This is a genomic window from Vibrio sp. SS-MA-C1-2 (assembly GCF_021513135.1).
GTDB lineage: Bacteria > Pseudomonadota > Gammaproteobacteria > Enterobacterales > Vibrionaceae.
Genome location: NZ_CP090981.1, coordinates 2,395,515 through 2,416,932 on the forward strand (window position 1 = coordinate 2,395,515; position 21,418 = coordinate 2,416,932).

The following is a 21,418-nucleotide window of genomic DNA, read 5'->3' on the forward strand; positions in this document are numbered from 1 at the left end:
AACAAGTTAATGGGTTAACTGTTTACTACACAACCCTCTTTTTACAATTTAGAAATAACGCAAAATGATTTCGGTGAAAAAACGTACCCTTCACTTTAATTAATATACGCGTTGAGTGTTTTTAAAAATAAGAACTGAATATGAGTATATACTTGATGATGATTACCCATATACCTAAAATAATTGGAGTTGGTAGTAGGCGGCAAGTAAGTGAGGCCCCATGAGTATAGGTGTACTCTATGATTGGGGCGAAAGAATACAGCCAGAAACCTAGCGACTTCAAGTATGAAGGGTATATCAAATTAAAAAAGAGGCTAACATGAGTAAATTAATTGATGATTTCTGCAAATATTATCAAGATCTCTCAAAAGATAAGATCTCATCGTTATCTACTTTGTACCAACAAGATGCCGTTTTAGAAGATCCTGTTCATAAACTAACTGGACTGAATAATATCGAAGAATATTTCTCTCGATTATTAGAAAATATCTCATACTGTCAATTTGATATTGAGACTATAGTCATTCAAGATCAAACGGCTTTTATTACTTGGGTCATGCGTTTTGCCCACCCTAAAATAAACCAAGGTAACGAAATTGCAGTCCCCGGAGTTAGTCATCTACTATTTATCGATAAAATCAATTATCACCGAGATTATTATGATTTAGGAGGGATGTTATATGAGCATATTCCATTATTAAATATGATTATCAAGAAGATAAAAAGCGGTCTGTCTTAATCAGTTGATGATTAAAAATGCTAAAACAGACCAAATATTTTTTAACTAGAAACAGATAATACTAGGCTTTTTTCTTATGTTCATCAATTGAGTAAGCACCTGCCCCATTGATAACTAAGAGTAAAAACCCACCAGCCATAGATACATTTTTCATAAAGTTTATAAATTGCATTTGATCCGCAAAATCATGATGGAAGATTAATGCCGTTAAAATCGAGTAGCCTGCTAATAAGAATGCCATTAATCGACATTTATAACCGACTAATATTAATAAAGAGAAGCCCAATTCTGTAATAATAACTAAAGGTAATAGAAATGTAGGAACGCCCATTGCTGCCATATACCCTTCAGTAGCACCATACCCCGTTACTTTACCAAAGCCTGAAATAAGAAATAAAAGAACAAGAAGTAGGCGCGCTAAAGGTGATGCTAATTTTAATGAAGTATTCATAATGTAATCCTATAAGTGTTTTGTTTAATATTCGTAGTTGATGTAGCGAATATTACACATTCAGATTAAACTAATAAACAAGCACGATAAGAAGACATTATTCTTGTTTTACGAACAATTAAAAACAACATCAGGGTTCGATAAAAAGATGCTCATTGATGCTAACAGTAAGGGTTTATAATCTATGGGCGAATTAGAGTACATGCGGTTGTTTATTACCATTGTTGAATCCGGCAGTATTACCAAGGCTGCGGAACAACTTGATATGGCAAAATCTGTGGTCAGTAAACGATTAAGTGAACTAGAAGAGAACTTAAAGTGTAAACTAATTAATCGTACAACTCGTACATCAAGTCTGACCGATGCCGGGGAATTCTACCTCCAACGAGCACATCAAATCCTTTCTGACGTCACTCAACTAAATGAAGCGGTTGTTTTAGAACAAACCTCCGTGAAAGGAATATTGCGTATCTCTGCTCCCTTAGTCTTTGGATTAGAGCACTTAGCGCCAGCTTTTGATCTTTTTTATAAAAAATATCCGGATATACAATTGGATATCGACTTTTCAGATACAAAAATAGACTTAGTTAAAGAGGGCTATGATCTTGCCTTTAGAATTGGAATATTAGAAGACTCTTCTCTTAGATTTAAGCGTATAGCACCAGTGAGTTTTAAAATTTGTGCGACAAAAAAATATTTAGACCAACATGGATACCCTGAAACTATTGAAGAATTTAAGCAGCATCATTTAGTCAAATATTCATTAGTCAAGCGTGCTGGTTATACGGTTCATGATAAAGATGATCGTGAATATACACTAAAGGGTAAAATTAATATTTACGCCAACAATGGGACCTTCTTAAAAATGATGGTTCTTAACCATCACGGTATATCCGCATTTCCAACATTTAATGTGTGGCAAGAAATCAAAGATAAGAAGCTCATCGAAATCATGCCAAACTATAAAATTAAACGTACCCATGCCTATATTGTCTATCCAAATAGTCGTTACCTCCCCCATAAAAATCGAGTTTTCATTGATTTTATTCAACAGTATTTTAGTGGCACACCTTATTGGGAGAGTTAAGCATTACTCTTTATCGTATTGATTAAAAAAATGAAAAATTTCATTTAACGCTTTATTTCTACATTGATCTTTATCGATTAATATATCGTGAAATGCGTCTTCTATCTCCATTATTTGGCTCGTTTGACATTGTTCATTGAATTTATCTTGTGCTTTGTTATCAACCACTGAATCATTCGTTGCTTGCAAGATCAAGGTTGGCGTATCAACCTTTTCTGCATTTTGAATACATTGCTTGCCTGCTTTGATTGATTCACTGACCCAGCGAGCACTTGGCCCCTCTAATTTAAGGTGACTATTATTTTTATAAAGCTCTTTAAAGAGTTTATATCTAATTTTACTTTGAGTGAGAACATTCTTTTCAAATGGAGCATGTTTATATTGAATAGCACCTAATGCATAATTTGGCTTTTTAGTGAAATATTCAAATATATTCAGAGCTGGCTTTTTTATTACCGAAGCCGCTTTTGGGATGACCACTCCAAACATTGGTGCACTTAAAATCATCGCATCGATACTGTTTTCAAACAGTGTCACATATTTTGTCGTAACAACCCCACCCATAGAGTGTCCAAGAAGATAACACTTTCCATCAATATTTGGGTAGACTACTTTTTCCATAAATATGTATAAATCCATTACATAATCAGCAAAGTCATCAACATGCCCTAACTCTGGATTGGTTGTGAAGCGATCAGATTCGCCTTGACCTCGATGATCATAAGTATAAATATTATAGTGTTCACTAAGCTCTAAAATTAACTCTTGGTATTTCCAAAAGCTCTCATTTCGACCATTAACAATAACAATCGTATCTTTTTTATTTTGTGGGTTTATTCGTAACCAACGAACTTTCACTTTATCAACACCAATAAATTCACCTTTTTCGGCCGTCTGCCAAAGAAAGTTTATATGATCTTTAATATTACTAATCAAGCTTTGCTCATTGGTAATTAATGGCAACAGATTGTTTTTTACATTCAAATTAGAATTAGTGAGGTGCAGCTTTTTGGCTACAGTGGAAAGAAAAAACTGCCCCATTCTCTTGCCTAATAAATAATCAGAATGAAGATCTTTTTTACTGGAAGAAAGAACATGAGACCGTAATTTTCTCCGTGGGTAGATCTCATAAATATTGACATCTTCAGGGGGATTTTTTAAAAATTGCTGACTATTAATATAGTTGTTTTCATGGGTCATTAACATCTCAGCTAATTTGGGGATTTTCTTACCTAAGAGGTTAAATTTAGTCAGGAATCGAACCCAATCATGACTACTTGTATCATCTTCATGAATACTGCGAATAACAACAATGTGTTTATAGCCTTGACGATATGCTTCTTCCGCTGGAATTGCTGAAGAAACACCACCATCAACCCAAGGATGATTATCAATCATTACTTGTTGATTACTCACTAAAGGTATTGCCGATGTCGCTTTCAAAGCATCTTGCCAACGGACATGATTAATATCAAAAAATTTGGTTTCTAAGGTTTCCGCATGAGAAGCTGTTGCTAAAAATGTTTTACTTTTTAGTTGCTCCCTCCCTCGTCCCCAACTCAAAGGAAAACGATTTTCTGTCTGTTCAATCAAATAGTCTAAGTCCATTCCAACTTTTTTAAGTAGATACTTATTAAGATCAAAAAATTCAGGGTGACGGCTCACTTTAGTGATCATATTATAAGCATGACCTTGATCTTCGCAGACATAGGAGGCCAGATTCAATGAACCTGCAGAGACACCAATTAATAACGAGAATGGATTAAAATTTGCTTCAAGAAAGGTATCTAAAACGCCAGCAGAAAAGATAGTACGCTGCCCCCCCTTCAACGATTAAAGCTATCTTATCTATATCTTGCTCAAACAGTTTAAGAATATCAAAACTATGTTGATTAATTGTATAATGCGCGCCCAAAATAACCCCTTACCTATTTTTTGAGAATCATTGATTAAATATCTCACTCTCTACGACTAGTGCTTAATTATAGTAATTAATTAGATAATTTATCACTCAAATATTTTTAATCTCCATTTAAGGTAAGATAAATCTATTCTTCCACTCATCTAGAATAACGGTTAATTAAAAAACTAAAATTAGTAATTTTAACATTTGAAAAACGATAATTTCACATCTAAGTTTAAGTAACTTAAATAGTAGAGTGTACGCATATGAAAAAATATATCACTGGTATTGTCATTACCTTTATAATGGGTATTGTCTCTTTCGAGTTAGCAAAAGTTCCTTTCTTTAAAGAGTATCAAATCAGCCCACTCGTTATCTGTATATTAATTGGTATGATTATCGGTAACTTTATTCCCCAAGCACTTCCTAAAAGTTCCGCTATCGGAATTAAATTTAGTCAACAAAAATTACTCCGCCTTGGTATTATTCTTTATGGTTTCTTTATTACGTTTCAACAAATCATCGAAGTCGGGCTTGCTGGTTTAGTGGTTGATATCTTGGTTATTATCACCACATTTATTGGTGGTACATGGCTTGGTATGAAAGTCCTTGGTATAGACAAGGAAACCAGCATGTTGACCTCAATTGGTTCTGCCATTTGTGGTGCAGCAGCAATATTAGGGGCTGAATCGATTGTTAAACCTAAACCTCATCAAACAGCGGTCTCTGTTGCTACCGTGGTTATCTTTGGTACGATTGCTATGTTTATCTATCCAGTGATCTACCATACATTTGAGATCGACGATGAAACAATGGGAATATTCACTGGTGCTACCATCCATGAGGTTGCACAAGTCGTCGCCGCAGGTAATTCCATCAATCATGATGTTGGTGTCACTTCCGTTATCGTTAAATTAACTCGTGTCATGTTGCTCGCCCCTTTCTTAATCATTTTGAGCGCTTACCTGGCCAAAGGACAATCCTCTGACGGTGAAAAAGTTAAAGTTTCCATTCCATGGTTTGCAGTACTCTTCGTGATCGTCGCAGGGATAAATTCATTTGGTTTTATTCCTGAATCAGTGGTTAGTGTGCTGACTCAAGCTTCTGTTTTCTTCTTAACGATGGCAATGGGCGCATTAGGTATTGATACTAACTTTAGTAAAATCCGTGGCGTTGGGATGAAACCAATATTATTGGCTATCATTCTATTTGGCTGGTTAATTATTGGTGGTTATGCGATGACTGTCGGCGTGATGTATATTCTATAAGGAAACAACAAAATGAGTTATAAACATATTCTTGTAGCAGCAGATTTTACCGATGAATCAAAGATTTTATTGAATAAAGCTGTCGATTTGGCAAAAGATCTGCAAGCAAAATTAAGCGTTGTTCATGTAGAACCTGATCTTTCAGATTTTTATACCGGAATGATTGAGATTGATTTAAAGAAACGAGCGAATGACGTCGAACACGAGCTTGTCATCGAGATGAAAGCGTTTCTAGAGACGTTAAACTACCCTATTACAGAGCATCGACTTTGTAACGGAGCAGTCGCTAAAGAGGTAGAAAAGACAATAACAAATATCAATGCTGATCTTTTAGTGCTTGGACAACATAAAACTTCATCTTTGTTTCAATTGTTTTTCTCTGCAACAGAGCCATTAATCCATGATATGCCATGTGATATCACATTGATTAAGCTCTAATATTTCAGATGGATAACATTGGAGCCTTTAGCTAATTCGGCTCCAATGGTTATCCCAAACAATCGATGTTACTTTACGTTTCCTCTGCGCCCGCGATTGCCTTTCATCTGCAATAACAATGACACCACTTCCCGAACTAATCGCGAACTGATTTCCATGACTGCAAATACCAGAAGTATCAGAAAGAGAGGCTAACTCTAATAATTCACCACTCTTCTGTGACCAAATTCCATAGCAATTGCCTCTTGGAGATGTCGCAATCACCCACTCATCAGTAGTGGTGATACTCAATCCAGTCTTGCTTTTCCTCACATTAAAAAGCTTATAAATTTTCCCTTTATGCTATATTTTATATATTTATCGTACAATTTTAATCCAGAATAAAAAGGTATAACTCAATGTCCTCTGCGCTTTTTTCTTTATTTACCGATACGTTGAGGTCAATAAAAAACCTTTGTAGCAAGCCTCATAGAATTTTCTTACTTTGTTTACTGCTGTTTATTACTGCCTGTTCGAACAAGGAAGCGCCAGAGTACCAAAGCTCATCTCACCTTCCCTCTTATCAGCAAGCCAACTTTTCAATGTATGTTGAAGATCAGCAAGCTTGGTTATCAGAGAATCGTGCTTTTATTACTGATGACAAGGCTCTGGAAATCACCCTCAACAGTCCTTTTGAATTAAAACCAGAACGACCAAATGGTAAAGCGGTACTATTAGTTCATGGATTAAGTGATTCACCTTATTCGTTCCATGATGTTGCCAATCATTTAGTCCAGCGAGGCTATTTAGTTCGTGCGATCCTTCTTCCGGGACATGGCAGTAAAGCAGGTGATTTGACGTTAGCAACTTATCAAGATTGGCAACAAGCCGTAGCGCATCATATTGAATTACTTAAAAAGCAGTATGATCAAATTTGGCTTGGTGGCTATTCAACGGGTACGAACTTAGTGACAGCTTACGCCCTAGAAAAGTCGGATAAAATTGCTGGATTATTACTGTTCTCCCCCGCATTTGAACCTGAGTCATCTCAGGTTAAATATGCACCTCTCGCCAGCTATTTTGTTAAATGGGCAGATAAAGACCCTGAAGACAACTTACTACGCTATAACTCGTTGGCGATGAATGGGGTTGCTGCTTATTATCAGACCGTGAAATCGGTACAAGATGAGTTAGAACAGCATCAGTTTAATAAGCCTGTCGTTATGATTGTCAGTGAAGCAGACAGTGTTATCGATGGAAACTACGCTGCTGAAGCATTTGATAAGCACTTTACTAACCCCAACAATAAAGTGATTTGGTTTGGGGAAGATAAACCAACAAATATAACGGAACAAGGTACAGATCAAGTGACGCTTTTACCTATGCCAATTGAAGGCTCGCATATTTCAAATGCCTCCCATATGGCGATGCTATTTGACCCTCAAAACCCTTATTACGGTACAGAAGGATCTATTCTAGTTTGTAATAATGGACAAACTGAAGCCATGGCCTCTATTTGTCAGGATGGTGGTGATGTTTGGTATTCGGCTTGGGGATATCAAGAGGAAGGAAAGGTACATGCCCGTTTAACATTTAATCCCTATTACAGCGAAATGTTAGCGATTATTGACCATGTCATGTCTCATGATTCTGCTCAGTCTGTTAATACGACAGAAAAATAAAAGTTGAGAAATAAAAGTTGAGAAATAAAAAGAGATAGAGAAGAGGGAGAATAAGACCTCACTCTATCTCTTCTATCCCTTTCGCTTGCTCGTTGATAACGGAAATTCCATGTTCTTTATTCATCATATATACTCCGCTGACTGTTGTTATTACTCATCAGTCTACGCTTCAAAATAAAGCAAAAGTGTGAGAAAAGGCAGGTTTATCATACAAATCTAAATTTAGTTTAATCCACCAGCTCGATGCCTAAACTCTCTAATAGATTCAATGCATCATAGCGAGAAAATTTCGCTCCTTTAATCTCGTTCTCTAACGGATTAATGGCATAATTAGTGGCGTCGGTGAAATCACTGTCTCGCAATTGAGTACGCATAAATTGACTATAAGCGAAGTCAGAACCTGTCATCACAGATTGATTGAAATTGCCTTCTCGAAAATCGACATCATGCAATTTACATTCATTGAGGTGAAGCTCATTTAAGGTTAAGCCAAAGAAAGAGTTGTCATTCATCACACATTGATGAAAACTCAACTCGAAAGCGACATGATAAGAAGCCCATACTGCTTTGGTCCAATCAACACCAACTAATTTACACTCACGAAAGGCAATTTCAAATAACACGCTGTTAGAAAAATCGATTAAGCTCAAATTACAACGAGTAAATTCGCAATCATTAAATTTACAGTTTTTAAATTGAGATGAAGAGAAGTCACACTCTTCAAACTGGCAACCTTCAAATTCAATATTAATAAACTCGCGCTCAATCAGCTCCTCTTTTCTAAAGACAACATCATAGAACTCTTGATTATCAGCAATTATATCCATCAACATCTACCCCTAATAAACGCTTTAATATCAATCACTCTACTTGTTTTCTATTAAAATGTCAGGCTTAGTTAAAGAAATAACAACCAAATTAAGCTTTAACACTCCCGTCTTACACATGAGCAAAAATCAAACAATGATTTTAAGTATAATAATGTGATTATTTATGCGATAAGGAGAACCAATGAAGCAATTTCCAAAGTTAAAAAACTTAAATAAAACCGATATTGAAGCATTCTATAATCAAATAGAAAAAGCGCTCTCTTTGGCGGAGGTTGATGCACCACTCCCTGAAGATGAAAGAAGAAATTTCTGTGATGCGTTTGCAATTATGGAAGGTTCAAAAAATGCTTTAAGTATGAAAGAAAAGAGAATTATTTTAGCCTCTGAGTATGGTTTTATTGGTTTAGATGATTATATGGAGGTGATTGATAACGATTCAAATTCAGTCGATTTTATGGTGCTAGATTCCAAATATATCACTTAATAATTCAACAACTCCAGTGTTGCATCAAGATACTGTTTAACTGCTGCATCACTGGAAATGTCTGGTAACTCGACCGTAATACAAGGAAGTTGTTGTTCAGTACACCAAGTACCAAATGACCCAGGGGTTGGATAACCGACGGAACCTACGACAGGGAGTTGGTACGCTTTTGACATCCAATCAACGAGTGGCGAGCTGATCTCTGTGTCAATACAGGCTAACGGCTCATGAAAGCTCACAACAAATTTAGGCTTTCGTTCTGCGATCAATGACATTAAACCTGATACTTCTGGTTCTAAATTAAGGTTATCACCCGTTTTAATCGTAACCTTGCGCGTAGGGCTTTCAATGCTCCAACGATAAACCGTATCATCAGGTAACCAATTGCGAGTTGGAAATGCTCGATTAAGATCAACACCATTACCGTTAGCTCGCGTTGAAAGTTGATTACCATCAGGATTTAATGAAAGAATTACATCGTGCTTTAATTGATTCGTGTCGAGGGTTCGCAAGGCAGAAGAGATCAACATCATCGAAGCAGTTTCATCACCATGAGTCCCTGCAATAATTAAACCTCTTTCTGGCGTATCGATTTCAGCAGGGAAATAGAATAATGGTGCACCTAACATAGAAGTCCCAAACAACTGTTGTTTAACAATAAAGTTCGCTCTATCTTGTTCTAATCGACATTTCACCATGTAATCACACTTATTCCGTTCGTTATCATCCCATCAATGTTTACAATTGAGCCACTTTTTGTCAACATGAAAATATATTAATTATAATTATTTTGGGATTATTATGAAGAGATGGACCTTAACATTAACTGCTGCACTGCTTGCATCGAGTTTTAATTCAATCGCCGCTCAAATTCCTGAAGGGGTAACATTAGCAAAACAACAACACCTCACTCGCGGAAATGATGCAGAAGTAGCAACCCTAGATCCTGCCAATGCGGAAGGTATGCCTGAAATTCATGTGTTACGCGACCTCTTTGAAGGCTTAGTTATTCAAGACAGTGATGGCAATGTTATCCCAGGTGTCGCCGCCTCTTGGGAAACCCGTGATAATAAAACGTTCACCTTCCATCTTCGTCCGGATTTAAAATGGTCAAATGGCGATCCCCTTACTGCTGATGATTTTGTCTATAGTTTAAAACGCGCAGCATCACCTGACTTTGCTTCGGCTAACGGTTGGTATTTAAAGCTAACAAAAATCAAAAATATGGCTGATATCTTAGAAGGTAAAGCAGATTTAGATAGCCTCGGCATTAAAGCGTTAGATGACCAAACATTACAATACACCTTAGAAACTCAAGTTCCCTATTTTGTCGCAATGATGGCACATACTTCGATGATGCCTATTCATCAAGCCAGTGTTGAAAAGTATGGCGTAAAATGGACGCATCCTGAAAACATGGTTTCAAACGGTGCTTATACTCTTAAAAACTGGGTTGTTAATGAGAGAATCGATCTTGCAAAAAATAACCGATATTGGGATGCTGAAGAGACCGTTATTACTGATGTGACCTATATTCCGTTTGAAAGCCAAACCGCAGCGATGAACCGTTATATGGCAGGTGAAGTCGATATCACTTCGGATGTCCCTACGCAAATGGCTAAAAAGTTACAAAAAGAGTATCGTGATGCTTATACTGTCGTTCCGCTACTTTGTACTTATTACTACACCTTCAACACCACTAAAGCACCTTTTGATGATCCACGAGTAAGAAAAGCGGTCTCTTATTCAATTATGCGTGATGTGATCACCAACGGGATCACTAACACAGGTAACGTTCCAGCTTATACTTTTGCCCATAAATATGTTGCCGGTTTTAAAGCAACGCAACCAGAATATAGTCAATGGACACAAAAACAGCGAGACCAAAAAGCTCAACAACTGTTAGCGGAAGCTGGATACAATCAAGATAACCCACTAAAATTCCACCTGCTTTATAACACCAGCGAAAGCCACAAAGCGATTGCTACTGCCATTGCTGCGATGCTAAAAAATAACCTCAAGGCCGAGGTTGAACTAGAGAACCAAGAGTGGAAATCCTATTTAGTTTCTCGTCGCCAAGGTGCATTTGATGTCTTACGTTCATCATGGTGTGGTGATTATAATGAAGCGTCAACGTTCTTATCATTAATGACATCAGGTAACTCTGGAAATTACGCCCGATTTAGTGACCCAGAGTACGATAACGTGATTGAACAGGCGCTACTATCCACCAACCAGCAACAACGAAATAGCTATTACGATAAAGCAGAACAGATATTGAGTGCCGAAATGCCAATTGCACCGATTTATGACTACATGCAAGCTCGATTAGTACGCCCAACGGTTGGTGGTTTCCCTCTGAATAATGTTGAAGGCCGTATCTACTCTAAAAACCTTTATATTAAGGCAAGTAAATAAAATGAAGCTCTCTATCCGTCAAAAACAGTGGAAAATTAATGGTTCATTTACTATCTCGCGTGGCAGTAAAACCCATGCAGATGTGGTGATTGTCGAGTTAGCCGAACATCTGTTAACGGATAGAGAGGATTCTCAAAATAGCTGGATTATTGGTCGGGGGGAATGTGTCCCCTATGCGCGTTATGGTGAGTCTATTCAGTCCGTGATTGAGCAGATTGAAGCGGTTCGTCCTCAAATAGAAAACGCGTCACTGACTCATCAACAATTACTGTCATTATTGCCTGCAGGTGCTGCTCGTAATGCCATCGATTGTGCGCTATGGGATCTGACTTGCAAACGAAATCAACAATCAATTTGGCAGCAATTAAATATTAATCCTCAACCATTAATCACCGCATTTACTCTCTCTATTGGCTCGATTGAGGAGATGCAACAAACCGCAAAAATTAACGCCTCTCGTCCCTTATTAAAACTCAAACTTGCTGGTGATAGTTTGGATCTCGCACGAGTTAGAGCCGTACGAGATGCAGCCCCCAAAAGCAAAATTATTCTTGATGCTAACGAAGCTTGGACAGAAGAGATCTATCGTAATCTGATTCCTCAACTACTCCCTCTTGATATCACGATGATTGAACAACCATTTGCTGCTGATAATGACGATATTCTTACAACACTTCCCCAGCCTATTCCTATCTGTGCTGATGAATCGTGTCATGGCCAAGAATCCTTACCAAGCCTCGCCACCAAATATCAAATGATCAATATTAAACTAGATAAAACAGGCGGATTAACCGAAGCATTCGCGGTAAAGCAACAAGCTCAAGATTTAGGATTAAAGATTATGATTGGCTGCATGGTAGGTTCTTCTTTAAGTATGGCTCCCGCTTCTGTTATTGCTCAAGATGCTGATATTGTCGATTTAGACGGACCGTTATTACTCGCCGAAGACATAGATTCAGGGATTGAATTTGAAGGCAGTATCATGATGCCATTTAGTGATGAGTTGTGGGGATAAGTACCTTTATTAATTTCAGGTCTACACTTAAGTTTATTCAATAAGTTTAGTCAGTTGAGGTTTATCCATGCCACACCTTTTTGTTAACCGAGAACGAGTCCATGATGTCGTTAATCAAAAGCCAGAGTTAAAGCAACAATTCCTTTGGGAAACGATTAACGCCATTGTCTATAAAATCGGTGGCATTATATTTATTGCAGGGAGTGTCTGCTTTCTTCCTCGTTTCGAAGCTCATGTTGACCTTGGGGCTATTTTATTTGTTATCGGATCGATTCTCTATCTGATTGTCTCTCTTCATGACATCATTGAGGTGAATACCTACCGAAAAAAGAATAATGAATACAGCCGAGAACTTCATTTGGAGTATATTGCCTCTTTTTGTTATTTCATTGGTTCTGTATTATTTACAGCAGGTAGTATTTTCTTTTTAAAAGAAGTCGATATGGTTACAGCGGGTGCATGGATGTTTATTATCGGCAGCGGGTTATTTGTTTATGGTGCAGCAACCAATGTTGCTCGAATACTGTATGAAGGATCGACATTAACGTTGCAGCTAATGAATCTGACAGCGTTAACCTTTGTTGTCGGCTCAGTACTTTTCCTTATCGCATCAGTACCCTATTTATGGCATATCGATACAGGTCACGACTCTTATCAATTATTTAGATATCTTGCTTGGCAATACATTATTGGCAGCGCGCTCTTTTTATTAGGCGGTTTTACCAATTATTGGCGTGCCTTTTTAATTATGCGACACCAATTAAATGAAGCAGAGCAATTAATTAAAGACACTAAACAGAATAAGATAGACAAATAAGATAGATAAGGTTTTAGATTTAAAGTTGTATACCTAAAATAATTGGAGTCGCTAGTAGGCGGCAAATGAGTGAGGCCCCATGAGTATAGATGTACTATATGATTGGGGCGAACGAGTGTAGCCAACAACCTAGCGACTTCAAGTATGAAGGGGATAGTTAATATTGCTGCAACCTTAAACTTCTACTTTAAAATCGGTGACGTACACTAACCATGACTACTTACTACTTACTACTTACTACTTAAATTATCATTCATTTTATTGAGTGTACGAATAAAGACTTCCAACTCTTGCTCTGAAATATCAGTCGTCGTTTGCTTTAATACGGTCTGATCTAAATTTTTAATTTTCTCAAGAATTTGCTTCCCTTGTTGTTCAATTATCAAACATTGACTACGTTTATCATTAGGGTTTGGTTGTTTAGAAATCAAATCTTGCTCAATAAGAGTATTAAGTAGTCGAGTCACTTGTCCTTTATCTCGATTAAGTCGGTGAGAAATATCGATCGCCGTACAGTTAGGAAGATGGTTAATCACTTTTAACACTCGAACATGCATTGGAGTTATCGCCAATCCTAAGCTTTCAACATGGTCATGAATGGCTCTTTTTAAAGAGTGAGAGAGTTGGAACAAACTTTCTAAGGTTCGGGATTTAGGCATAACAGTATCATTGTCTTGTCGGGTTATTTTTAGATTATACCTTTCTGACTTGAAGTTGCTAGGTCGTTAGCTCCGATCGTTCGCCTACTCGCAACAGTAATTATTATGGCGACATACAGAACGTGTTGCAAACGCCCCACCAGAAGGAAATGTACAGCAATTTACCTGAGCCCACACAATGTGGTTGACAATATCAACCAAAAGCAATATAGTTGATACCGTCAACCAAGTGAGCCACTATATTTATCCATCAATTTATGAGGTCGTTATGGCAATTATCAAACCTAAAAATAAACGTGTTGAGTCTTTTGAAGGTATTCATCTTTATCATGCTAGCTTTTCAAATTGTGCGATGCGAGTTCGACTAACGCTTGAAGAGAAAGGATTACCTTGGACGAGTCATCTTTTAAACCTGATGAAAGGGGAACACCTAACCGATGAATATATTGGGATTAATCCAAATGCGGTTGTTCCAACCTTAGTCGACAATGGTGTTGTTATTATCGATTCAGCCGACATTATTGATTATCTGGATGATAAATATAACCACTTTTCACTTCGACCAGCAGCTGAAAATCAACAAAAAGAGATGTTTGAATGGATGTATCTTGCAAGGGATAATCATCTATCGATTAAAACCTACATGTATGGAAATATCGACTCTTTTGGCAGTATGAAAAAAAGCAGTGAAGAACTTGCCGAGTATCAAAGTAAACAGACATTTGATGAAGGGTTACTTAAATTCCACCAGCGTTTTAACTCTGACGAAGGCTTTAGTGCAGAGGAGTTGCAGACAGCTACGGCAATTATCGATGACTGTTTTGCCAAGATGAATCAACGTCTAAAAGATCATGATTGGTTAGTTGGAGATGCCTTTTCATTAGCTGATATCGCGTGGATACCTCAGCTAATTATATTAAAAATGGCCAACTACCCTTTCGAAAATTATCCGCATTTAGAAGCATGGAAACAGGCTATTTTTAAACGTCCAAGCTATCAACGCGCGATTTTAGATTGGATTCCACAACAAGATTAAGTGATAGGAGTAAAATGATGACAAAAACCGCCATTAAAGGTCACCGTTATCGAATTACGATAGATGAAGTCGATAGTAATCAACAGTCAGTGAATCAATTGCAGTTTGAATTAGAAGATCGTGAAGATCTATTCAAAGTGGTTGAGAGCTTGAAAAAAGGAAGTGGACTTGCGGAAGATGATGCCACGAAAGTGGGTGTCGCGATTCGTTTATTAGGGCCAGTGATGATGAAAGATCGTAAGCATCCTCTATTTATCGATTTTATGCCGCACTTTAAAAATTTCATGCAAAACTTAAAAGGTAAAGTCAAAGCTGCACTGAGCTAATTTTGCTTTGTTAGCTTCACGTTGATTAAACACTATACCTAAAATAATTGGCGTTGCTAGTAGGCGAACGAGTGTAGCCAACAACCTAGCAACGTTTAGTGACTGAATATCTATTGATAATATAAAGAGATTCGCTGACCATCTATCTCTTGAATATTGAACGGGATATCATAAATGTCGCTTAAAACATCCGCATCGATAACCTCTTCAACAGAACCACTCTTAATCACCTCTCCCATTTTCATCGCAATAATATTATCGGAGTAACAAGAGGCAAAATTAATATCATGAATAACAATCACGACCGCTTTATTATTCTCTTTAGCTAAGCGCTTTAAGGTTCTCATAATATCGACGGAATGTTTAATATCAAGATTATTTAACGGCTCATCTAAGAAAATATAATCGGTGTCTTGAGCAACAATCATCGCAATAAAAGCCATTTGACGTTGACCGCCAGAGAGTTGTTGAATATAACGATCTTGTAGGTTTAGAATATCTAATTGTTGTAATGCACGATCAATGATTTCATTATCTTTTGCTGTTAAACGCCCTTGCGAGTAAGGAAAGCGACCAAACGAGACCAGTTCACGCACGGTAAAACGCATATTAATATTATTCGATTGACGCAACACGGATAGCGTTTTGGCTAATTCTTCTTGATTCCAATCATCCAACATCTTACCAGCGATAATTATTTGACCCGCATCGCAATCAGTTAGTCTTGCTGCCATTGAAAGCAAGGTACTTTTACCAGCACCGTTAGGACCAATGATGCTGGTTACTTTTCCTTGAGGGAATAACACATTCGCATTTTTAACCACATATTTATCGTTATATTTTTTACTTAACCCAGTAATTTTAATCACACGAATGCCTCAATTAATTTTATGTTTTGTTAATAGATATAAGAAATAACCGCCACCTAAGAAATTAATAATGACGCTAATGGTGGTATCAAAATCAAACAGGTTTTCAACAATCCACTGACCTCCTGTCAGAAGAACAACGGATAATAGTGAGCATGCGACAATTAAATAGCGATGACGATAGTGACCAAATATTTGACGAGTTAACGCTACAACAATCAATCCAAAGAACAGGACAGGCCCAACAAGTGCCGTTGAAATTGATACCATGATGGTGGTCACAAACATCACTTGCATGGTGAGTTTATGGGTATCAACACCAAGGCTCTTGGCATTATCTTTCCCTAACCACATCACATCCAATTTATTAGCTAAACTAAACAGATAGATAAAAGCCACTATCATCGGAATAATAGACCAGTAAACCAAGGAAGCATTAATATTGTTAAAGCTGGCAAACATCGCATTTTGAATATAATTAAACTCATCAGGATCGATCACCATGGTAAAGAACCCTGTCACACTGCCAAATAAACTACTTAAAACAATACCAATCAAAAGCAATGTAAATATATCGCGCTCTTTGCCTTTAAAATAGAAGTGAAACAAGGTCATCGCACAGACAATCATGATCCCCGTTGCCACTAAAAAGTTCAGTTGACTATTAATGATCAAAGCGCTAAAACCACCAAAAACAACCACAAGCAATACTTGGATCATCACATACAGCGAATCAAAACCCAATATAGACGGTGTTAAAATGCGATTAGAAGTAATAGTCTGAAAAATTAATGATGACGAAGCTATCGCAATCGCAGCAATAACAATAGCCAGAACTTTAGGTATACGGCGCGAAAGGAAGAACTGATAATTATCAACGGTGAGTCCTTTTCCTAAAAACAGCCCACAAATAGCAATAGCAACCAGAGTTAAAATAATAATTTTTGTATTATCACGCATTCGACTTATCCCTTAAAATGAGATAAATAAAGATAGATCCCCCGAGTAGACTAATGATCATCGAGATAGGGATTTCATAAGGGAAAATGATCAAACGACCTAAAATGTCACAACTTAAAACTAAAATCACTCCAGTATAAGCTGTCCAAGGTAAGTTACGTTTCATATTATCGCCAATAAATAACGAAACAACATTAGGTACAATCAAACCTAAGAATGGAATCATACCAACAATCATCACTACCGATGAAGAGAGTGTTGCCACTAAAACCACACCAATCATCACTATTCGCTGATAATTTAGACCGATATTTTTTGCAAAGCTCTCCCCCACACTGGTCGCACTAAAACGGTTGGCGTATAGATAAGCAATGACCGCAACAGGAAAAGTAATATAAAGAAACTCATAATTACCTTGTAGTACGGAAGCAAAATTAGCGACAGTCCATGAACCGAGTGTCTGTACCAAGTCATATTTATAAGCAATAAATGTTGTCATTGATGAGATAACACTCCCATACATAATTCCGATTAATGGAACCATGACAGTACTCTTAAACTTGAGGCGTTGAAGAAACTGAACGAACAGCATCGTACCAACCATCGAGAAAGCAAAAATAATGATCAGATGTACCCAGTTACTCTGCTGAGAAAACAGGACTAAAGCGACAATATAACCAAGCATTGCGCAATCAATGGTGCCAGTGGTCGACGGAGAAGCAAAGCGGTTTTGCACAATTTGCTGCATAATTAAACCAGCAATACTCAACCCAGCGCCAGCTAACATAATGGCAAAAAGTCGAGCTAATCGACTAGTGAACAAGATATTTAAGGCGTGACCATCCCCAGTTAATAGATCAGAAAAAGAGATATTGGCGACACCAATAAAAACGGAACCGATCGCTAACGCAAAAAAGATAATCGCTGCAATAAAGTGTGTTAGTTTCATAATTTTTAAATGACTAAAAGAGAGGTATCATTTACTTTACGCAAAATTTCATACCTCTTTTAGATTCTCTTTTATTTATACCTCTTATACTTGAAGCTGCTAAGTTTTTGGCGATATTTGTTTGCCTACTAACAGCTCCAATTATTTAAGGTATATATTATTAATGTGCGTGATTAAATACGTGATTAAGATCATCAATCATAACTTTCGTTGATTGATAACCACCACTCGCTAAATACCAAGCTGAGGGATCTAAATATTTAATTTCATTATTTTTCGCGGCTGGCGTTGAATTTACTAATGAATTATCAAATAATTCTTCGGCATGACCATTCGCGGTTCCAATCGCCTGATCTCGATCTAAAATTAATAACACATCGGGTTTTGCATCTGCAATATATTCAAATGAAATCAAATTACCATGAGTTGCAGCTTTTGTTTTCACATTTTCAGACGTTGACGTTTTAAAGCCAGCTTCTTGGTAGATAAAAGAGAAACGACTCACTGCACCAAATTTAGTAATATTGCTGCCATTACTCATCACGGTTAATGTTTTTAATGGCTTATCTTCCGCCTGTTGATGCAATTGATTAATTTTATTATCAATATTCGCAATTAACTCAGCACCCTTTTGCTGCTTACCAAATATTTCACTTAAATTTTCCCAATGCTTTTTGGTGGTATTCCAATAATCTTTGGTGTCGATTTGAAACATATAAGTGGGTGCAATTTCATTTAGATCTTTATAAATACGCGCCATGCGACCTTCAGCAATAATTAGGTCAGGTTTTAACGTAAACAATGTTTCATAGTTAACTTCTTTTAAGCTACCGGTATTTATAAATTGTGCATCTTTATATTTTTCAAGCGTTGCAGGTAATAACTGTTTAGGCATGCCTACAGGCGTAACTCCTAATGCATCAACAAAATCTAAGCTACCATAACCTAAAACAACCACACGCTGTGGAACTTCATCAATATTTACCGAGCCAAGATCATGCACATAGCTTTTGGCATAACTAACGGATGCCGTCATCAGTAAAAGCCCTGTTGCCATGCCTTGTAATAATCGCTTTTGAATATGCTTAACTTGTGGGTGATTTGTAGAACGGAGCATGTAATTTTCCACCTTCGATGTCTTTAGAATGTAGGGTGATACTAATGATCACCCTATTTGTTTAATGATTGAATTAAAATACGTAAGCTAGGCTAACTTTATAATTACGGCCAGGTTCATAATCGGTGTAATCATTAGTCGAGTTATCATAAGAAGCATGAGAGGCGTACTCTTCATCAAAGATGTTTTCTACTCCTGCAGTAACCATGAATCCATCAATGGATTCTGGTGTCCAGCGAGCAGAGATATTATGAACATCATAGCCATCTTTTGCCGTATCTTCAGGGACATCTTTATTTAAATCTAAAGTGACTAAACTTGTCCAACCGAATGTTAGGTTAGCATTCGGGATAACATATCCAAGATTCAAAGAGAAACTATCACCGACTTCGCCCGAAATAGCCTGACCATCAACATAACGACTATCTGCGGTTACTGAGGTAAATTTAGAGTCAGAATGTGAATACGTTAAACGACCAGAGAAATCATTTTTCTGTAAATTAATCGCAGATTCAACACCACGAATTCTGACATCACCTTCATTTTTTAATCCATACTTTCCTGTATAAGTATCATCAATGAAGTCATCGATATTGGTTTGAAACCCATTAACATAGGCACCAACAGCATCAAACCAAGCAATATTGATACTTTCATACGCAATACCAGCTTCGTAGTTAACACCCGTCTCTGCTTTAACATTTTCATCGTGATTGACAGTCTCATTCTCCAAGAAAGAGCCGGGTAATGCAGGGCCTTTAAATAACTCTGTGGCACTGGCTTTTACGGTCCACTCTTGAGTTAAAAGGTATTTTGCTGCTAAACCAAAGCTGGTGTCATCAAAGGATTTATCAATAGAACCATCCACAGAACCGTTCGCATTGAGCTTATAATAATCGTATCGAACACCCGGAGTAATAAAGAGGTCTTGTACGATTTCTATCTCATCTTCGACATAGACTGAATAGCTATCTGAAGTATCTTTCTTACCCACCGTTTCACCGTTACTTTTTTTCTTCGCTGACTGGGTCGTCACTTCAAAGCCATAACGTAACTCATGCCAAACAGAACCGGTTTCTAGATGAGTTTCGGCAAGAGACTTAACACCCCATGTTTGAGTGATACCATGCTCATTGGTCAACTCCTCTCCTGTATTCGGATTATAAAAACCCACTTTGTCCGTATTATAATCCATATTATTACTATAAGCAGTTGAATGAATTTGGGTATGACCTAAATCCAATTCGTGATTTAATGCCCATGACTCGCGAGTATATTTAATTGGATAAATGTTACTGTCATGACCCGCCCAGCCCATTCCCATATTTGATTTCTGGGTATAATCCCCTTTGTCATGATAATATTCATAACTCAGCTCTAAGCGGTTAATTTCATTCGGTTGCCAACCAAACTTGGTTAAAACATCTTGTAACGTCCCATCTTGACCTAACTGTTCATTGCCATCACCATCATCTGGATTATGGCGATCGAGGTAATTATAATAAACTAAGAAATCAAGCTGCTCTGTCGGGCGACCGTAAACCGTTGCCGATCCCCCTTCGTAATCATTGCTACCGTAATCACCATAAATGCGAGCACCGTACTTTTGTCCTGGCTTTAATAGATCGTCAGCATCTTTGGTTTCAAAAGCAACACCACCACCTAAACCGCCATTGATCACTGAGTTTTTCCCGACTTGAAGATCAACCGCTTGCAAAATATCAGGGTTAATCAGTAAATTACCCACGTGGTGGAAAACATTGTTACTTTGATCAACACCATCGATGGTGATATCTAAATCTAACTCACTTAAACCACGAATATTAATACTCTGATTAAGGGCATGCGAACCACCAACATCAACACCGGCTTCATCACGAAGAAGGTCACTTAAATGGTCAGCTTGCTTTAATTCAATATCATTTTTTAATAGGGAGTTATCATTAACAATCTCGGTTCCCCAGACCTGCATGACTTCATCTGTGTCTTTATTTTCTTTTTCTTCAATAATTTCAGCAGAGGCGGTGAAACTCACTGTTGAGCATAAAATAGTGACAAATAAACTTAAAGGTTTCATTGTAAAAATGGGGTTTAAGTGGCGAGGTAACTTCATCTATTTTTCTTCCTGAAATTTTCAATAAATTCAAACAAACTACAATAATGCAAATGATAATTGATATCATTTTCATTAGCAATGTTAACTTGATAATGATTCTTATTATTGAGATCTTTATCGCAATTTTACATAAATGAAAGGAATTTTAATGAAAACAACTTGCTAACAGTGATAAAAGAAGAAATATAAATGGTCAAAAGCTAAACTTAAACGAATGATAAATAACTAATCAGCCATAAATAAAAAGCCAGTTAGAAATTAAACGGATATGTTTA

At 37.1% G+C, this 21,418-nt stretch carries 22 protein-coding genes; 11 read left to right on the forward strand and 11 right to left on the reverse strand.

Annotated features, from left to right (window positions below; translation table 11 throughout):
- Nucleotides 1–319 precede the first annotated feature (319 nt).
- Complete coding sequence (locus L0B53_RS15265) at nt 320–739, forward strand: nuclear transport factor 2 family protein (protein ID WP_235060463.1); 420 nt, start codon at nt 320–322, stop codon at nt 737–739.
- Between the two features lie 61 nt (nt 740–800).
- Here L0B53_RS15265 and L0B53_RS15270 read toward each other — a convergent pair whose 3' ends face one another.
- Nucleotides 801–1,190 carry a DoxX family protein gene (locus L0B53_RS15270; protein ID WP_235060464.1) on the reverse strand — a complete coding sequence of 130 codons (390 nt, stop codon included), beginning with the start codon at nt 1,188–1,190 and terminating at the stop codon, nt 801–803.
- A 184-nt stretch (nt 1,191–1,374) separates the two neighbouring features.
- Here L0B53_RS15270 and L0B53_RS15275 point away from each other — a divergent pair, with 184 nt between their 5' ends.
- On the forward strand, nt 1,375–2,277 hold the full coding sequence (locus L0B53_RS15275) for a LysR family transcriptional regulator (RefSeq protein WP_235060465.1): 903 nt from the start codon (nt 1,375–1,377) through the stop codon (nt 2,275–2,277).
- Between the two features lie 3 nt (nt 2,278–2,280).
- On the opposite strand, the gene L0B53_RS15280 is transcribed toward L0B53_RS15275, so the two are convergent.
- Entirely contained in the window at nt 2,281–4,107 is a 1,827-nt protein-coding gene (locus tag L0B53_RS15280; protein WP_235060466.1) for an alpha/beta fold hydrolase, read from the reverse strand.
- A gap of 339 nt (nt 4,108–4,446) precedes the next feature.
- On the opposite strand from L0B53_RS15280, the gene L0B53_RS15285 reads away from it, so the two are divergent.
- Both L0B53_RS15285 and L0B53_RS15290 read left to right on the forward strand, forming a co-directional pair.
- Nucleotides 4,447–5,448 carry a YeiH family protein gene (locus tag L0B53_RS15285; protein WP_235060467.1) on the forward strand — a complete coding sequence of 334 codons (1,002 nt, stop codon included), beginning with the start codon at nt 4,447–4,449 and terminating at the stop codon, nt 5,446–5,448.
- A gap of 12 nt (nt 5,449–5,460) precedes the next feature.
- The gene (locus L0B53_RS15290; protein WP_235060468.1) at nt 5,461–5,886 is read left to right on the forward strand and encodes a universal stress protein; all 426 of its coding nucleotides are present in this window, start codon (nt 5,461–5,463) and stop codon (nt 5,884–5,886) included.
- A gap of 27 nt (nt 5,887–5,913) precedes the next feature.
- Here the strand turns inward: L0B53_RS15290 and L0B53_RS15295 are convergent, their stop codons facing one another.
- Complete coding sequence (locus L0B53_RS15295; protein WP_235060469.1) at nt 5,914–6,177, reverse strand: DUF1513 domain-containing protein; 264 nt, start codon at nt 6,175–6,177, stop codon at nt 5,914–5,916.
- A gap of 107 nt (nt 6,178–6,284) precedes the next feature.
- Between L0B53_RS15295 and L0B53_RS15300 the strand changes: the two genes are divergently transcribed.
- On the forward strand, nt 6,285–7,547 hold the full coding sequence (locus L0B53_RS15300) for a carboxylesterase (RefSeq protein ID WP_235060470.1): 1,263 nt from the start codon (nt 6,285–6,287) through the stop codon (nt 7,545–7,547).
- A gap of 227 nt (nt 7,548–7,774) precedes the next feature.
- Here L0B53_RS15300 and L0B53_RS15305 read toward each other — a convergent pair whose 3' ends face one another.
- On the reverse strand, nt 7,775–8,374 hold the full coding sequence (locus L0B53_RS15305) for a pentapeptide repeat-containing protein (protein WP_235060471.1): 600 nt from the start codon (nt 8,372–8,374) through the stop codon (nt 7,775–7,777).
- Between the two features lie 184 nt (nt 8,375–8,558).
- On the opposite strand from L0B53_RS15305, the gene L0B53_RS15310 reads away from it, so the two are divergent.
- Nucleotides 8,559–8,861: a hypothetical protein gene (locus L0B53_RS15310; RefSeq protein WP_235060472.1), complete on the forward strand. Its 303-nt coding sequence runs from the start codon at nt 8,559–8,561 to the stop codon at nt 8,859–8,861.
- Here the strand turns inward: L0B53_RS15310 and mpaA are convergent.
- On the reverse strand, nt 8,858–9,559 hold the full coding sequence (gene mpaA, locus L0B53_RS15315) for a murein tripeptide amidase MpaA (RefSeq protein WP_235060473.1): 702 nt from the start codon (nt 9,557–9,559) through the stop codon (nt 8,858–8,860). The two genes, L0B53_RS15310 and mpaA, sit on opposite strands and share 4 nt — an antisense overlap.
- Nucleotides 9,560–9,662: 103 nt before the next feature.
- Between mpaA and L0B53_RS15320 the strand changes: the two genes are divergently transcribed.
- The 3 genes from L0B53_RS15320 (at nt 9,663) to L0B53_RS15330 (ending at nt 13,111) form a co-directional block, all read left to right on the forward strand.
- Nucleotides 9,663–11,279, forward strand: a complete 1,617-nt coding sequence (locus L0B53_RS15320; RefSeq protein WP_235060474.1) for an ABC transporter substrate-binding protein — start codon at nt 9,663–9,665, stop codon at nt 11,277–11,279.
- A 1-nt stretch (nt 11,280) separates the two neighbouring features.
- Nucleotides 11,281–12,294: an N-acetyl-D-Glu racemase DgcA gene (dgcA, locus tag L0B53_RS15325; protein WP_235060475.1), complete on the forward strand. Its 1,014-nt coding sequence runs from the start codon at nt 11,281–11,283 to the stop codon at nt 12,292–12,294.
- Between the two features lie 67 nt (nt 12,295–12,361).
- Complete coding sequence (locus L0B53_RS15330; RefSeq protein WP_235060476.1) at nt 12,362–13,111, forward strand: YrhK family protein; 750 nt, start codon at nt 12,362–12,364, stop codon at nt 13,109–13,111.
- A gap of 230 nt (nt 13,112–13,341) precedes the next feature.
- Here the strand turns inward: L0B53_RS15330 and L0B53_RS15335 are convergent, their stop codons facing one another.
- On the reverse strand, nt 13,342–13,770 hold the full coding sequence (locus L0B53_RS15335) for a MarR family winged helix-turn-helix transcriptional regulator (RefSeq protein ID WP_235060477.1): 429 nt from the start codon (nt 13,768–13,770) through the stop codon (nt 13,342–13,344).
- Nucleotides 13,771–14,038: 268 nt separating this feature from the next.
- Here L0B53_RS15335 and L0B53_RS15340 point away from each other — a divergent pair, with 268 nt between their 5' ends.
- Nucleotides 14,039–14,806 carry a glutathione S-transferase family protein gene (locus L0B53_RS15340; RefSeq protein ID WP_235060478.1) on the forward strand — a complete coding sequence of 256 codons (768 nt, stop codon included), beginning with the start codon at nt 14,039–14,041 and terminating at the stop codon, nt 14,804–14,806.
- A gap of 17 nt (nt 14,807–14,823) precedes the next feature.
- Nucleotides 14,824–15,132, forward strand: coding sequence for a DUF3861 domain-containing protein (locus tag L0B53_RS15345; RefSeq protein WP_235062269.1), 309 nt, complete (start codon nt 14,824–14,826; stop codon nt 15,130–15,132).
- Nucleotides 15,133–15,242: 110 nt separating this feature from the next.
- Here L0B53_RS15345 and L0B53_RS15350 read toward each other — a convergent pair whose 3' ends face one another.
- From L0B53_RS15350 to L0B53_RS15370, 5 genes are all read right to left on the reverse strand, one after another.
- The gene (locus L0B53_RS15350; RefSeq protein ID WP_235060479.1) at nt 15,243–16,001 is read right to left on the reverse strand and encodes an ABC transporter ATP-binding protein; all 759 of its coding nucleotides are present in this window, start codon (nt 15,999–16,001) and stop codon (nt 15,243–15,245) included.
- A 9-nt stretch (nt 16,002–16,010) separates the two neighbouring features.
- Entirely contained in the window at nt 16,011–16,961 is a 951-nt protein-coding gene (locus L0B53_RS15355) for an iron chelate uptake ABC transporter family permease subunit (protein WP_235060480.1), read from the reverse strand.
- A complete protein-coding gene (locus L0B53_RS15360; RefSeq protein ID WP_235060481.1) occupies nt 16,954–17,910 on the reverse strand; it encodes an ABC transporter permease in 957 nt (318 codons plus the stop codon). Before L0B53_RS15360 ends, L0B53_RS15355 begins: the two co-directional genes overlap by 8 nt.
- 160 nt (nt 17,911–18,070) lie before the next feature.
- The gene (locus L0B53_RS15365) at nt 18,071–19,027 is read right to left on the reverse strand and encodes a siderophore ABC transporter substrate-binding protein (protein WP_235060482.1); all 957 of its coding nucleotides are present in this window, start codon (nt 19,025–19,027) and stop codon (nt 18,071–18,073) included.
- 73 nt (nt 19,028–19,100) lie between these two features.
- Nucleotides 19,101–21,140 (reverse strand): TonB-dependent receptor domain-containing protein, encoded by a 2,040-nt coding sequence (locus L0B53_RS15370; protein ID WP_235060483.1) that lies wholly within the window; start codon nt 21,138–21,140, stop codon nt 19,101–19,103.
- Between the last annotated feature and the right edge of the window lie 278 nt (nt 21,141–21,418).

Bases quoted from the DNA above. Each gene is read 5' to 3' on its own strand.
- L0B53_RS15345 (WP_235062269.1), top strand. From the start codon at position 14,824: ATGACAAAAACCGCCATTAAAGGTCACCGTTATCGAATTACGATAGAT.
- L0B53_RS15335 (WP_235060477.1), bottom strand. From the start codon at position 13,770: ATGCCTAAATCCCGAACCTTAGAAAGTTTGTTCCAACTCTCTCACTCT.
- L0B53_RS15290 (WP_235060468.1), top strand. From the start codon at position 5,461: ATGAGTTATAAACATATTCTTGTAGCAGCAGATTTTACCGATGAATCA.
- mpaA (WP_235060473.1), bottom strand. From the start codon at position 9,559: ATGGTGAAATGTCGATTAGAACAAGATAGAGCGAACTTTATTGTTAAA.
- L0B53_RS15320 (WP_235060474.1), top strand. From the start codon at position 9,663: ATGAAGAGATGGACCTTAACATTAACTGCTGCACTGCTTGCATCGAGT.
- L0B53_RS15285 (WP_235060467.1), top strand. From the start codon at position 4,447: ATGAAAAAATATATCACTGGTATTGTCATTACCTTTATAATGGGTATT.
- L0B53_RS15355 (WP_235060480.1), bottom strand. From the start codon at position 16,961: ATGCGTGATAATACAAAAATTATTATTTTAACTCTGGTTGCTATTGCT.
- L0B53_RS15370 (WP_235060483.1), bottom strand. From the start codon at position 21,140: ATGAAGTTACCTCGCCACTTAAACCCCATTTTTACAATGAAACCTTTA.
- L0B53_RS15305 (WP_235060471.1), bottom strand. From the start codon at position 8,374: ATGGATATAATTGCTGATAATCAAGAGTTCTATGATGTTGTCTTTAGA.
- L0B53_RS15270 (WP_235060464.1), bottom strand. From the start codon at position 1,190: ATGAATACTTCATTAAAATTAGCATCACCTTTAGCGCGCCTACTTCTT.
- L0B53_RS15340 (WP_235060478.1), top strand. From the start codon at position 14,039: ATGGCAATTATCAAACCTAAAAATAAACGTGTTGAGTCTTTTGAAGGT.
- L0B53_RS15300 (WP_235060470.1), top strand. From the start codon at position 6,285: ATGTCCTCTGCGCTTTTTTCTTTATTTACCGATACGTTGAGGTCAATA.
- L0B53_RS15360 (WP_235060481.1), bottom strand. From the start codon at position 17,910: ATGAAACTAACACACTTTATTGCAGCGATTATCTTTTTTGCGTTAGCG.
- L0B53_RS15310 (WP_235060472.1), top strand. From the start codon at position 8,559: ATGAAGCAATTTCCAAAGTTAAAAAACTTAAATAAAACCGATATTGAA.
- L0B53_RS15275 (WP_235060465.1), top strand. From the start codon at position 1,375: ATGGGCGAATTAGAGTACATGCGGTTGTTTATTACCATTGTTGAATCC.
- L0B53_RS15365 (WP_235060482.1), bottom strand. From the start codon at position 19,027: ATGCTCCGTTCTACAAATCACCCACAAGTTAAGCATATTCAAAAGCGA.
- L0B53_RS15265 (WP_235060463.1), top strand. From the start codon at position 320: ATGAGTAAATTAATTGATGATTTCTGCAAATATTATCAAGATCTCTCA.
- dgcA (WP_235060475.1), top strand. From the start codon at position 11,281: ATGAAGCTCTCTATCCGTCAAAAACAGTGGAAAATTAATGGTTCATTT.
- L0B53_RS15330 (WP_235060476.1), top strand. From the start codon at position 12,362: ATGCCACACCTTTTTGTTAACCGAGAACGAGTCCATGATGTCGTTAAT.